This window comes from Paenibacillus selenitireducens (genome assembly GCF_002021565.1).
GTDB classification, from domain to species: Bacteria; Bacillota; Bacilli; order Paenibacillales; family Paenibacillaceae; genus Paenibacillus_K; species Paenibacillus_K selenitireducens.
In genome coordinates, this window is sequence record NZ_MSZX01000031.1 from 1 (window position 1) to 14661 (window position 14661).

The window sequence follows — 14661 nt, forward strand, 5'->3', positions numbered from 1 at the left end:
STRCSSATNDATACTNTRYCHNAGCDAAGATCTTCGCCGGTATTATCGAATTTTTTGACGATATGAACACGATGCGATGTCAAAAAAATAAACTAACTTCAATCATGCATGAGTTAGTTTACTCTTTTAGGTGGTTATTCCTCAATAATAAGGATCTTTCAATAACTTGCGCCCACTCAGGTAATTCATCAACATAATACTTTATTGCACTCGTATCAGCTTCAATAATAATTTCACCATCAGCTTTACTATTATCTATGACGACTAAATGATCGATAAAGAATAAATTTGACAGAAGGTTTTTCATACTCGTAACATCACGTCGAATGATATCTTCCGTATCGATATGATGACCACCATTCTTCACACGCGTAGCAACACGTTCAATATTAAGTTGAACATCCCCTAGTCCTACGTAGAACATGATGATCTCAAAGCCATGACTCTTAGCTTCTTGCATCTGACGGATTGCGTTTCCACCTGCTAAAGTTGTTTCGACGGTAAAGTCCCACTTATTACGAATACATTCTCTAACTAATCTTATTGCTTCTTTGCCTGCAGATACTTTTCGCTTTTCAGGATTCATATTGTCAATTTTGCGTGCTAGTGCATCAGGATCAATATTGATGCTTACGCCAAGTTTATCAACAATTAAGTTTCGAATTGTACTCTTACCACTTCCATTGTTGCCAGCAAAAACAAACATTGTAGCATTCACATCACTCATGATGTAGCTCCTGCTCACTCATTCGCACAATCTCACCCGTAGCATATTCTCTAACTATATGACCATCAGTAGTTTTATACACAATATATGTTCCATTTACTTTCGCATCTAATTTTGCACGATCGCCCGTTAATCGGATTAGTTTAGATAAATCCTGCGTACGATTCATCATTTATGTCACCGCCTTGATTCAACTTGTAGTTTGAGTATAGCATATAAAAAAGCGTAATTAATAATTACTCTACTGACTAATTTCTTAATGCAACACGAAAACCTAGAAATGAGGGCCCTCAAATCTAGGTTTTTATAATCACTACTTCTTCGCCTTATAAAACTCATGATACAACTTCATGAGCGCCCGCTTCTCGATCCGCGACACGTAGCTCCTTGAGATACCGAGCTCCTTCGCAATCTCCCGCTGTGTACGCTCCTCGCCACCCGCTTCCAAGCCGAAGCGACCAACAACTACCTCTTTTTCCCGATCATCCAAAATCTCAAGGTTCTGATATATCTTGCTCTTCTCAATTTTCAACTGTACCTTCTCAACGACATCATCCGCTTCGGAGCCGAGGATATCGATAAGTGTTATTTCATTTCCTTCCTTATCTGTCCCGATCGGATCATGCAAGGAGACATCCTTTCGGGTTTTCTTCAGACTGCGAAGGTGCATAAGTATTTCGTTCTCAATACATCTTGCCGCGAATGTCGCTAATTTGGTGCCTTTGTTCGGCTGGAAGCTCTCAATGGCTTTAATCAACCCGATGGTGCCAATCGAGATGTGACCTTACAGCGCTCGGTTTTATTTGTGAATAATCATCCTATTTTTCAAATGTCGATCAATGCTTTCAATCCATTCAGGCAAAACATTCTGATGATATTTGATGAATTCCTTATCTGCTTCCAGTACAATCTCACCATCTGCTTTGCTATTATCAATAACAACTAGAAGGTCGATTAGATCCAAATGAGCCAGTAGATTCTCCATACTAGTGACACTGCGTCTAATGATATCCTCTGCCTCAATTACGTATGGTGCTCTTTCCACTTCCATTATTACCAGCGAACACGAACATGGTTGCATTTGTCTCATTCATGGTAGAGCTCCTGTTCATTCATTGGTTCAATCTTACCCGTACTATATTCTTTTACAAATTATCCTTCAGACGTTTTGTATACAATGTAAGTGCCATTTGCTTTAGCATCTAGTTTTGCACGATCACCAGTTAAACGAATTAATTCGTTCATGCAACAAAATAAAAAAGCCTGCAAGAATGAGAATTCATTTCCTCATGCTCACAGGCCTACTTCCACCATTCATCTCACCGCTTCGCCTTATAAAACTCGTGGTACAGCTTCATCAAATTTATTACCGAACGTAAAACTCTCCTGTCAGTGGTGCCTCATCCGAGTTTGGTCCAACCATCACCTCGAATTTACCCGGTTCCACAACCCATTCATAATTTCTAGTAAGTGTTCTAAGTTGTCTATATCCCAGTGTCAGCGTGATGCGTTTTGTTTCGCCTTTTTCAAGGTGAATTCGCTTAATTCCCGCAAGCTCCTTGCATGGTCTGACCGTGCTGCTGAATTCATCCCTGATATAAAGCTGGGCAACTTCCTCACCTGCGACATTTCCCGTATTGGTTACGTTAAACGATACATTCACTGCCCCATCCGGAGCAATTTCCTGTGCGGAAATGTCAAGATCAGAATATGCAAATGTTGTGTAACTCAGACCGAACCCAAATGGGTACAAGGGGAGCCAGTCCATTTCAACATATTTATGTCCATAGAACGGTCTGCGATTATAGAATACAGGCAGCTGCCCTACCGATCTCGGGAAGGACATCGGAATGCGACCTGCAGGGTTAACATCTCCAAAAATCACCTCTGCCATGGCATTGCCGCCCTGCTCGCCAACAAACCATGCCTCTACAATCGCGTCCAGATGCTCTGCCTCCCATGTGATCGACATCGGACGTCCGTTCTGAAGGACAAGAACAACAGGCGTTCCTGTTTCATAAATTTTCTTGACGAGCTCAAGTTGTCTTCCCGGAAGATTAAGATCCGCTCTATCCAGGTTTTCTCCACTGGTCTGTTCGTTGTCACCCACCGCAACAATGGCAACATCCGCGTCTTTTGCCGCTTTAACCGCTGCGTCCATATCGTTGTTGCCAAGGCTGTAACCGAGGATGACCCTTACGCCACGTGAATCGTTGAGATACTCAACCTTAACGTCGTACTCCTCTCCTTTGACAAATTTGAACGCAACCATCTGATTCGCGTCATGCTCTCCCCAACCGTCAACAAGCATCTTGCCATCTACCCACAGACGCATGCTGTCCATGCTGCTGAGTCCAATGTAACCATCCATAGTAGCGTCCGGCTTAATTTTGCCTGTCCAGCGAACGGTGAAGTTATCTGTGTTTACGCCGTCAGCGGGTTTTGTGTAAATCCAGTTGAAGTTGATCTGCCTGTCATTTCGCACGCAAGCAGGTTCACCCTCAAAAGTAAGAGAATTGTAGTACTCACCCAAAAGTCCGTCGTTGCCGGCATTGTCTTTGAGCCATTTGTCCGGCAACGGCATAAGGTCGGACTCCAGAATCTCGCATCCTTTGGCATAGATCACTTCGGTCTTGTCCGATACGATGTTTTTGATGCCCTGCAAAAGCGTAACCGCATGCTCAGGCACAACAGGGCTGCTGTAATCTCCGTAACGGGGAACATCGGCACTTGGTCCGATCACTGCAATCTTGCTGAAGTCTTTTTTAAGAGGAAGCATATTTTTGCTATTTTTCAACAGGCAGATCGACTTTCTTGCAACTTCGAGAGCCGTCTGCACGTGATCCTCACAATGGACAACTTTAGAAGAAAGTTCGGTATCCGTATATGGATTTTCAAAGATCCCTACTGCAAATTTAACGGTTAGGACACGTCCTGCGGCTGTATCTACAACCTTCTCGTCCACCTCGCCTGATTTTACAAGGTCAATAATGTTGTCCTGGTATATATCATGCGGAAAGTCGTAAAGCTGCATATCAACGCCGGATTCAAGGCCCATCTTGATCGCTTCCCGTTTGCTTTCGGCAACATAGTGACAGGTATGCAGCATGGAGACAGCCGTCATGTCCGATCTTACGAAGCCCTTCATGCCCCACTGGTCACGGAGTACACCGGTTAGCAGCGAATGGTCGGCAGCCACAGGAGTGCCATCAATGGAGTTATAGGAACACATGGTATTCATGGCACCCGCTTGGAAAGCAGCCTCAAATACAGGAAGGCAGAAAAATGCATTGTCATGATGCCCTATCATGGCCGGAGCACAGTTGTGCCCTCCCCTAGGCGCACCATATCCTGTAAAGTGTTTTGGCTCAGACGCCACGGCATCGGGTCTTATCAGATCATCCGTTTGAAGCCCTCTTACCATGCTCTCCGCGAACAGAGACCCCAGATAGGGATCCTCTCCGTACCCTTCTTCCACTCGTCCCCATCGGATTTCCCTGGCAAGGTCGAGAACAGGTGCCCAAATCTCATGAATACCAAAGCTGCGCGCCTCGGAAGCGATTACTCTCGCTTGTTTATATCCAAGCTCAGGCTCAAATGTTGATGCCAGTGCAACCTGCTGAGGGAGCACGGTACAGCCTCTCCATCCAAAACCGTGAAGTCCCTCTTCGCTGAAGAGCACCGGAATTCCCCATCTTGTGTTTTGGATGATATACTCTTGAATTTTATTGGCTGTCTCTGCTTTGGAATTTCGATTTTGGATGCATCCGATTCCAATTCCTGCAGATACCTTCTCCATTTTTTCGTAGTTAAGCGCATCTGCATTTAAACCTTCTACAGAATTTGAAATTTCATTTCCCGAATAAATATCAAGCTGTCTTACCTTTTCTTCAAGTGACATTCTCGATATAAGGTCCGCAACTCTTTCTTCAATAGGCAAACTTGCATTCATATAAGGGTAATGTTGTAAGTCTGTTCTTGTGCTCATTGTTTTCTCCTTTTAGCTTTCTGAGTGCTTGACACTTTCATTTTCATGATTTCGGTAACATTATACTTTCATGAGAACTGCTTTGTCCATCGAACAAACAAAGTTAATAGAATTTTTTTTTCTACTCAAAAGCGATGACCTTACTTCTCTTATTTCAAATGGCAACCTACCGCAAATTTTCACATTACGTGCATTCCCTCAAAATCAAAAGACTGCTCCAAAAAGAGCAGTCTTTTGCATCCACATTCAATGCTTCGCCTTATAAAACTCATGGTACAGCTTCATGAGCGCCCGTTTCTCGATCCGCGAGACGTAGCTCCGAGACTCACCCTGCTCTCGATATTTTTGAATCCAACGCGTCAACCGGTCCTTAACTTGAATCCCCAAGTGCTCACTAATCTGCCGATACGCCACTTCTCCTCTAAATGTAGCCAGATAGCTTCCATCTTTAGTTCCTCAGAGTTACGTCTTAAACTTTTGTACATTAATTGCCATAAAAAATGCACCCCTTGAATTCACCGGATAAACCAGGTGGGTCCAATGTCTACTACAGGAGGGTCTTAATTATTAAATACAGAAAGCCCCCATAATGAGTATCCGTAAGGAGTTCCGCGTTCTGTACCAAACATTCTTAAAAATCTTCCCTTCCCAGATACCTTTAATTCCTCGATTTCACCTTGGCCAGTAGATGTTGTATAAATATCAGTCCAATCTAATGCATCGTTGGACACTTGAATTTTATAAGATTTTGCGTATGCAGCTTCCCAATTTAAAACTACAGTTTTTATTACCTGCTCACTCTCTAAATCAACATAGATCCACTGTGGATCACTCTCTTTACTATTCCATCTCGTTAAGTTGTATCCATCTACAAGATTGCTCTTGTAGTAAACGATTTCAGAGTCAGATGAAGAAAAAACCTGTTTATGGAGAGCTAAGTCATCTCCTTTATTTATTTTCCAAGAATCAACCAAATCTAAACCAAACTTATCCTCATATTCTAACCCATTTATTTCTAATTTAAGCATATTAAGGATTTCTCGATCCATCTCTTTTAATTTTTTTAAGTTGGAATAAATATTAGACAGATTAATTCTTTCTGAACTTATCTTAATTAGTTCTTGATTTTTTATACTCAAAGATTTTACTATTTGCGCGAGATCTGACGACCGCATTAACAAGTTTAATATAGGTTTTGAAATTCCATTTATTGACAAATAAAACTGATATAATAATCTTGACCCAGAAATTATCGCAAAAGCCTGTGTTATTTTATTTAGCAAGTCTTCTAAATTTTTAAATCTTTCTTCAGAACTGTCATTAAGTAAACCAGCAATTCTGTCATAGAAGGATAAATCATCATCTAAATCGCGTATCCATTTATCTCCTTTGATTTTAAAACTTTCTATAGCATTTTTCTGAAGGGAATAATCAGAAAAATCTAAGTAAGTAATATACTTTTTATTATTAGGAAGGCTATCATAAGCTTCCTCAATAATTTGAACATCATAGTCTCTTTCCAAAATAACATCATTTACCAAAAAACTTTTCTGTTCATTGTTATAAGAAGATAGCTTCAAAAAAGTACTTCCAGTTGAATTAGGCTCTAACCTATGAGGAATAAACCTTGTACTTGCATTTACAAAAACATCCATTCCCTTAATAAGAAGCGAATTAATAAAATCAATCGCATCTTTAAATTTATCAAAATTAACCTTTTTTTCCTTTATTCCTAGTAAGTTCAAATCAGATGTATTAATATAATTCGGTTGGTATTGCCAACATAAATTTCCTTTGATAATAATTTCATTATAAATTTCCCTAGTATTCTCAAATGAATTATAAAGTAAATAATCAGCCGGAATGTTTCTCAATAGCAGAGCATTCAAAATTTGTCTCTTCCTACAGTTGAGATAATCTCTTGAAAAATAAACCAATGGATTCATAGTATATCTCCTCATATATTAGTTTAGAAGCTCATCAAGACCATCTGGGCAAAAGAAAATTACTTTCCTGAAAAACTCGATAATCCTGACTCAGAGTCGTGTGATAATTTGTGGCGATCCCATATTCATCTACTAGATGATCTTTCACGTTTTTCAACTTTACACGACAGTGTTAAATAAATCATTCATATCGGACTAAGCTGAGTCTGGCTTTACTTCAAGAAATGTCTCTAGCAGTTTGACATGATGAATTTAGGCATTGTCTAAAACCATGGCAATTTTAACTGCTTATGCTTCTACGACTTTTTGTAAAACACAGAAATTAATAGTTGATCTACATCCATACGATATTACCTGTATCGTAATCGACCGTCGAAAACAATTTAACTTCACTTTGGTTGCTTTTTTGACAATTCTTATTTTTCCATACAATTGATAACTCATCACATCGTCCGATATTTTATCTTCATCCCTTTATTTAAACCTCTTACAATCTCATAAACACTTTTTGACTTCAGTATAGTTTTTATATTGACTTTACAACCTATTTGATTCAGTCTATTCACAATTAACATAATGTTAATTGAATTTGCACCAAATTCAAAAATATCATCATTCATTCCAATTTTTTCAAGGCCTAATACTTTCTCAATTACATCTACTACTGTGATCTCATCCTTAGTTCGTGGTTCAATATATTCCTTTTCACTCTTAAGAGCCAATTCAGGTAATGATTGTCTATCTAGTTTACCATTTCGTGTGATTGGGATTGTCTCTATTTGTCCGATGAAGGTTGGTATCATGTAATTTGGTAATGATTTACCAAGCGTATCCCTGACCTCCGAAACGCTTATCTCCTGTTCACTTACGATATATGCATAGATTGCCGTGTCTCCGTCCTTAACCTCTCTTGCAATGACTGCACAATCTTTGACGTGCTCTATTTTCCTTAACATACTTTCTATCTCGCCAAGCTCTATTCTTATTCCTCTAATCTTAACCTGCTCGTCCAAACGCCCTAGGCATTCTATGTTTCCATCCGGAAGCCATCTTCCCAGATCTCCAGTACGGTACATCATATCTTCGCCATATGGATTCTTTACGAATTTCTCAACTGTCAATTTCGAATAATTAAGATAGCCGTTCGTTACTCCTTCGCCACATATGCATATTTCTCCAACAACACCGATACCACACATTTTATTTCCATCAAATATAAATATCTTCTTATTACTTATAGGTTTCCCAATCGGTACTATTGAATGGTTCTCATCAATTTCGCTTATAGTATATGAAGTTACACATCCAGAGTCTTCTGTAGCTCCATAAACATTTGTTATTTTTATATCAGGATGGTTTTTAAGAAAGTTCTCTATCTTTACATATAATAGAGCCTCTCCACCTAAAAATAACTTTCTTAAAGACTTTAATTTTTGAAAACCATTTTGTTCATTTATATATAAAAGCGAATAAAACATGCTAGCGGCACAGCTAAGCATACTTATATTCATTTTAGAAATGTAATCCGTTATTTTCCAAACATCATACTCTCTTCCATTTCCACATGCAAATAATGTTGCCCCTGCCAAATGCGGGCTAAAAATACTTCTCTGTGTTAAATCAAAATTCAATGATGTTATTAGTATTACTCTCTCTTTTTCAGTTATTCTAAAACGGTCTTTATACCATAGTAATAAACTGATAACATTACAGTATCGTACAGGTACTCCTTTTGGCTTGCCAGTTGTTCCTGAAGTATATATACAATATATCAAATCTTCCGGTTTATTCACTTTCTGAAGATTCTTTGATTCTCCTGTATATATCTCCTTATCGCAAAGATATATCACCGGTAGTTTGGTATCAATTTCTGCCTTATACACAAGTACTGCCTTCGCTTTGCAGTCCTCCAGCATGTATTGGATTCTTTCCACTGGAAATCCAGGATCGATCGGCACATATGCGCCTCCAGCTTTCATTATGCCATATAAACCAATCATCATTTCGATGCTCCGCTCTGAAAGAATTGCAACGAAATCATTTGGTTTTACTCCTAATTCTCTTAACTTTCTTGCGAGCTGATTTGATTTCTGGTTTAACTCAGCATATGTGATCTTACTTTCGTCATAAATCACTGCTATATTATTAGGAGTCCTCTGTACTTGCTCTTCGAATAGATCGATCACGGTTTTATCCTTTGGATATTCAACCTGTGTATCATTGAATTCCCCAAGGATCTTATTGCGTTCTTCTTCCATGATCAATTCTATTTCATCTGCTTTGATCTGAGGGACCAACAACATTACTTCCAGTGTTTTCTTGTAATGTTCCAGTATCCCAATTACCTCATCTTTACAGAACATATTCGGATCATACTTTATAGCTAACCGTAATTTTTTTTCTCTAATCGCTACATTCACAGTTAGCATATAATTTGTTTGATTTTGTGTTTTAACTAAAGTCATACTAATACTGTTTTCATCAGCCTTTATATTTACATCATCTTTATAATAATTCTCAAATACGTACAGTGTTTTTATTAACTCGCTCTTTTGATTTGTAGAATTTTGTATCTTAGCAAGGGACAAATATTCATAATTTTTACTGTCCAACGCTTGTTCCTTTTGACTTTCTATCAAATCTTCTACCGACATTTCCCTGTCGCTTTTTACACGTACCGGAATGGTATTGATGCACAATCCTACCATCTTTTCTATTCCATTTAGCGGTGCTTCCCTACCTGATACAACTTTTCCAAAAATCACATCATCAGTTTTTGTGTATTTTTGCAATACAATTCCCCATGCTGCTTCTGAGATATTACTTATAGTAACATTGTGTCTTTTTGCCAACTCAGATAGTTTTTGGGTTAATTTCTCCGATAGAAATAACTCCACCCGTTCAACTTGATTGTCAGTCTTTTTAGGTTTTATCATGGGGCGTATTTCAGATATATGTTCATAGTCTTTAGTCAGTTGCCTCCAATATTCAACTGCCTTTTCTTCATCTTGTTCGATTATCCAGTTGACATAATCTCCGAACTCAGCTCTTGTATTTTTCTCATTTTCCAAATCACTTGCTATTTTAGCTTCACTCTCACCAATTTTCAGCTCTTTATAGTAGCGCATGAAGTCAGCAACCAAAAGGGAAGAACTCCAACCATCTAGTAATATATGGTGCAATGTCCACACCATTATTTTTTTTCTACTTAAAATAACATATTTAATTCTTAATAGTGCATCTCTTTGTAAATCGAACCTTCTGATTAAATCTTCTTTTAATAGTTTCTTTAACTTTTCATCTTGCTCCTTTTCATCAAACACAGCTAGATCGATTTTTTCGTACTCAATTTCTCGATTTTTAAATACAATTTGTCGAGGTTTTGAAATTTTTTCATAAATTATGTTTGTTCTTAGGGCAGAATGTTTCTGCCCTAAGAAATGTAATGACTTTTTTATACATTGTTCATCAGCTTTATCGTCAATCAAAAATACATCCTGTGAAATATAGTTTGTTGAATCAATATCTACCATATGATGGTATAGAATTCCCTCCTGAAGAGGTGTTAAAGAGTATATATCTTGTAATAAATCAGCTTTTTCTTGGTGCATACACTTTCCATCTCCCTATGAAATAGAATTAAGTATTTCCAAATAATCCCCAGATTCTAAGTCGCTCGCACTCCAATCAGATGCGGTATTTAACTTAAATTTTTGAGATACACAAGTGATTACAACATCCTCCAGGCATCTTTTGTATCTCTCAGCAAATCGGGAAATAGTTTCTATTGAATATTGTCTCTTATCGAATGTAATATCAAAACTCAAACACCCATTCACTGCTTCTCCATTAAAACGTACTGGCTCATTAAATTGGTTTTCCTCCGAAACATTTCGTCCAACATATAGATGCTCAATTTCTGTTTCCTTTCTTTCAGCATCCATCTCACCCATATAATTAAATATGATACTAACTTCCTTATGCTCTTCCATTAGCAATCCGTATCCCATTCCATGATTCGGTACCTTTCGCAACATCTCTTTTGTATTGATGATATTCTCTTCTACGTTCTCGTTGCTTTCCACTATTACCGGATATTCACTAGTGAACCAGCCTACCGTTCTGTCTATGTCTATCTTTTTATGAATTTCTTCTCTTCCATGTCCTTCTAGCATCACTAACAGCTTACTTTGCCCTGTCAATTCTTTTGCTGCCATCCCCAGTGCTGTTAGTAATAAGTCATTGATCTCCGTATTATATGCCCTTCCTGATTTGTACAATAAATTCTCTGTCAGTTCACGTTCAAATTCTATTGTTATTTTTCCATATCCATCTTCTCCTGTTTCTTCACTATTAATCATTCCATAACTCAGATCATTGACTATTTTATTCCAATACACTCTTTCTTTTTCAAGCTTTTTGCTCTTACGGTACTCATCCAGTGCTTCCGACCATTCCTTGAACGATGCCGTCTTTTGGGGGAGTACTATTTTCCTTCCTGCTTCTGCCTGGTTTATGCCACTTACTATATCTTCAGTAAGTATCCTCCAAGATACTCCATCGACTACCAAATGATGAATACATACAAATAGATATTTTCCATTCATAGTGCTTATCTTTGCAGCTTTCACAAGCGGTCCATCCGTAAGATTTATGCTGCTCTGAATCTGCGTACATTCCTCTTCTATTCTTTGTATATATCCATCCTCCCCTGCATCTATTTCATAATAGTCATAAAGTTTGCCCTCCAATATACTTAATATCTCCAGGGTGTTTTCCCTGTACACCGATCGTAAGATATCATGATGCTTAACAACCGCATCAAGTGCTTTTTTTATTGCTTCGGTTCCCCATTTTTCAAGTCTTATTATCGTTGACTGATTATAATAATTCGGAACTTTATAGTTGCTATTGCCAAAATCACGGATGATAGGCGTCGGCTTAATCTTTCCAACTGTTTCCCCTTGGTTATATACAATCGCTACAGCCTTTGTCATAGTTTGTGATATTACCTTTACAACATTCTTTCTCATTATATCTCTTACTGTTAACTCGTAGCCTGCTTCTCTTACTCTTGAGACTACTCGTATTGATTTTATTGAATCACCGCCCAACTCAAAGAAGTTATCATCTGCTCCCACTTTCTCGATACCAAGTATCTCACTAAATGCTTTACATAATACTTTTTCTTCCTCTGTGGTTGGTGCTACGTACTCTCTTTCGCTCCTAGTCTCGATATCTGGCAATGCCCTTCGGTCTAGCTTGCCGCTTCTTGTCATTGGTATTGTCTCTATTCGTGCAATATAGGCAGGTATCATATATTCAGGAAGGGTTATGCCTAACTTATCCCTTATCTCTGATGTATTAACCTCCCGTTCACTTACAATGTATGCATAAATTTCCTTGTCTCCCCTGTCGTCTGTCTTAGCTATGACGGCACAGTCCCTTATATCATCGATTCTTCGGATTGCGTTCTCAATTTCACCCAACTCTATCCGGTACCCTCTAATTTTGACCTGCTCGTCGATCCTACCGAGACATTCTATATTTCCATCCGGCAGCCATCTCGCAAGGTCTCCAGTCTTATATATTCTTCCTTCCCCAAATGGATTCTTTATAAACTTCTCCGCTGTCAAGACAGAATTGTTTAAGTAACCTCTTGCTACTCCTGGTCCTGCTATGCATAGTTCCCCTGGAATGGCTATGCCACACATGTTGTTGCTACCATTGATCACGTAATACTTCATGTTTGCTATAGGTTTTCCTATAGGTATATTGCTTACATCTTCTCCATTATATCTATAGCTTGATGCGTTTACGGTTATTTCAGTCGGTCCATACGTGTTTATTACCTCTCTGTTTTTTACCCATTTCTTTAATATTTCAGCATTTGCTGTCCCTCCACCTGATTCTAGTATCCCTAGATTAGGGAACTTATCTGCATCCAATTCAGTTATCATCACTGGTGTAAATGCAGCTATCGTTACATGGTTTCGCTTACAGCATCTTTCGATTGCCGATGGTGTCCTGACATCATCTCTTGAAATCAGGCACAATGTTCCTCCTACTAACAAAATATTAAATATATCCCATACGGACTGGTCAAATATATAATTTGCAGCTTGCAGTACTGTATCTTTTGAACTCAGATTATAGATTTCAGTATATGCTGCCATTAGATTGCGTAAGCCCTTATGCTCGATTAAAACCCCTTTTGGTTTTCCTGTCGTTCCCGAAGTGTAGATACTATATGCCAAATCTTCCGGTGTATTTACCTTCTGAAGATTCGTTGTTTCTTCTATACATATCTCCTTGCTAAACAGATCAATCACTGGTAATTCCGTATCGATCACGGCCTTATACACCAAAACTGCTTTTGGTTCACAGTCCTCCAATATATATTTGATTCTTTCCTCCGGGAATTCTGGATCGATTGGTACATATGCGCCTCCGGCTTTCATTATGCCGTAGATACCGATGATCATCTCGATGCTCCGCTCTGTCAGCATTGCGACAAAGTCATTAGGCTTTACTCCTAATTTCCTCAATTTCCTTGCAAGCTGATTCGATCTCTGGTTTAACTCAGCATACGTGATTTTCTCGTCCTCATAAATCACCGCTACGTTTTCAGGTGTATTCTTTACCTGCTCTTCAAAGAGGCCGATCACGGTTTTATCCATCGGATATTCAACCTGTGTATTATTAAATTCACCAAGGATCTTGCTACGTTCTTCTTCTGTAATCACTTCTATTTCCTTGATCTGTTTATATCTGTTCTCTACTATCTGTTCCAGTATCACGTTATAATGACTTATCATCAGATCTGCCGTTTCTTTCTTATATAGATCGGTGCAGTATTCCATCATAATCTCATATTTCTTATCTATTTCAGATATAGTAAATGAAAGGTTGAATTTTGATATCTCTTCTTCCGCATCAATATAATCAACTTCGATGCCATTCAGGTGATATTTAGCTTTTTCATTATTTTGCAAGGTTAGCATGACATCAAATAGCGGATTTCTGGACATGTCCCTCGTTACCTTTAAGGATTCCACCAGTTCCTCAAACGGATAGTCCTGATTCTCAAATGCCCTTAAGCATTTTTCCTTTATTTCTTCCAGAAACGCTTCATATGTCTTATTCCCCTCTGGTGCCCCCCTCATTGCTAGTGTATTTACAAACATCCCTAACATACCCTCAGTATCCTTATGTGTTCGTGCAATGATAGGACTTCCGATTACGATGTCTTCCTGTCTACTGTAATTACTCAGAAGTATCATCGCTGCCGATAGGAATATCATGTACTCTGTTGTTCCTGATTCCTCCGCAAGTTTCTTAATTTTTTCGCCAAGTTCATCCGTGGTCTTTATTTCCTTAGTTGCCCCACGTAAGCTCATTTCCTGCTTTCTTGCATAATCTGTTGGCAGATCCAGCACCGGGATTTCCCCACTGAACTCATCTAACCAATGTTTTTTTTGATCAGATAAATCCCTTACGCTCATCCATTCGCTGTAGTCCTTATATTGACGTGCCACTGTCTGGAGTGCTTCGCCATTATACAGTGTTGCAAACTCATTCAAAAACGTTCCAATACTCGTACCATCACTTACAATATGATGCGTATCAAGCATGAACAGATAATGATTCTCTCTCTTTACAAGCTCTGCTCTGAATAATGGTGCTTTCCCCAAATCAAACGGTTTTATGAAATCTTTTATAATATCTTCTTCGCTTGTCTCTCTATTTTCAATATATTTATAGTCTGCCATGACGTCTTCTCTGATTTTCTGTACCGGCTCATCTTCTTTCATTAGAAACTCCGTACGCAGGATCTCATGTCGATTTATCATTTCCTGCATTGCTTCTCTAATTGCTTCTGGACATACTTCTCCCGTCATCCTTATTACTCGTGGCATATTATAGGCCACTCCTGCATCATCCATTTGGCATATGAAATAGGTCCTCTTCTGCGTCGAAGACATCGGATAATATTCCTT

8 protein-coding genes and 1 pseudogene are annotated in these 14661 nt (G+C 38.6%); all 9 read right to left on the reverse strand.

The window, feature by feature from the left end; genetic code table 11:
* Positions 1–118 precede the first annotated feature (118 nt).
* Positions 119–727, reverse strand: coding sequence for a zeta toxin family protein (locus tag BVG16_RS31985; RefSeq protein ID WP_078503143.1), 609 nt, complete (start codon positions 725–727; stop codon positions 119–121).
* Positions 720–899: a hypothetical protein gene (locus BVG16_RS31990; RefSeq protein WP_078503144.1), complete on the reverse strand. Its 180-nt coding sequence runs from the start codon at positions 897–899 to the stop codon at positions 720–722. The genes BVG16_RS31985 and BVG16_RS31990 overlap by 8 nt, the downstream gene beginning before the upstream one ends.
* Positions 900–1040: 141 nt before the next feature.
* Positions 1041–1505 (reverse strand): annotated as a pseudogene (gene sigK, locus BVG16_RS31995) (RNA polymerase sporulation sigma factor SigK); the annotation flags it as partial.
* A 21-nt stretch (positions 1506–1526) separates the two neighbouring features.
* A complete protein-coding gene (locus BVG16_RS32000; RefSeq protein ID WP_078503243.1) occupies positions 1527–1817 on the reverse strand; it encodes a hypothetical protein in 291 nt (96 codons plus the stop codon).
* Positions 1818–2093: 276 nt separating this feature from the next.
* Positions 2094–4715 carry a glycoside hydrolase family 3 C-terminal domain-containing protein gene (locus tag BVG16_RS32010; protein WP_078503244.1) on the reverse strand — a complete coding sequence of 874 codons (2622 nt, stop codon included), beginning with the start codon at positions 4713–4715 and terminating at the stop codon, positions 2094–2096.
* Positions 4716–4961: 246 nt separating this feature from the next.
* Positions 4962–5129, reverse strand: coding sequence for a hypothetical protein (locus BVG16_RS32645; RefSeq protein ID WP_198957567.1), 168 nt, complete (start codon positions 5127–5129; stop codon positions 4962–4964).
* Between the two features lie 146 nt (positions 5130–5275).
* A complete protein-coding gene (locus tag BVG16_RS33235; RefSeq protein WP_233147237.1) occupies positions 5276–6661 on the reverse strand; it encodes a discoidin domain-containing protein in 1386 nt (461 codons plus the stop codon).
* Positions 6662–7104: 443 nt separating this feature from the next.
* Entirely contained in the window at positions 7105–10272 is a 3168-nt protein-coding gene (locus BVG16_RS32020) for a non-ribosomal peptide synthetase (RefSeq protein WP_078503246.1), read from the reverse strand.
* Between the two features lie 15 nt (positions 10273–10287).
* Positions 10288–14646: a non-ribosomal peptide synthetase gene (locus tag BVG16_RS32025; protein WP_078503247.1), complete on the reverse strand. Its 4359-nt coding sequence runs from the start codon at positions 14644–14646 to the stop codon at positions 10288–10290.
* Positions 14647–14661: the final 15 nt, after the last annotated feature.

Excerpts from the sequence above, each read along its gene's own strand:
- BVG16_RS31985 (WP_078503143.1), bottom strand. The coding sequence starts at position 727 with ATGAGTGATGTGAATGCTACAATGTTTGTTTTTGCTGGCAACAATGGA.
- BVG16_RS31990 (WP_078503144.1), bottom strand. The coding sequence starts at position 899 with ATGATGAATCGTACGCAGGATTTATCTAAACTAATCCGATTAACGGGC.
- BVG16_RS32000 (WP_078503243.1), bottom strand. The coding sequence starts at position 1,817 with ATGAGACAAATGCAACCATGTTCGTGTTCGCTGGTAATAATGGAAGTG.
- BVG16_RS32010 (WP_078503244.1), bottom strand. The coding sequence starts at position 4,715 with ATGAGCACAAGAACAGACTTACAACATTACCCTTATATGAATGCAAGT.
- BVG16_RS33235 (WP_233147237.1), bottom strand. The coding sequence starts at position 6,661 with ATGAATCCATTGGTTTATTTTTCAAGAGATTATCTCAACTGTAGGAAG.
- BVG16_RS32020 (WP_078503246.1), bottom strand. The coding sequence starts at position 10,272 with ATGCACCAAGAAAAAGCTGATTTATTACAAGATATATACTCTTTAACA.
- BVG16_RS32025 (WP_078503247.1), bottom strand. The coding sequence starts at position 14,646 with ATGTCTTCGACGCAGAAGAGGACCTATTTCATATGCCAAATGGATGAT.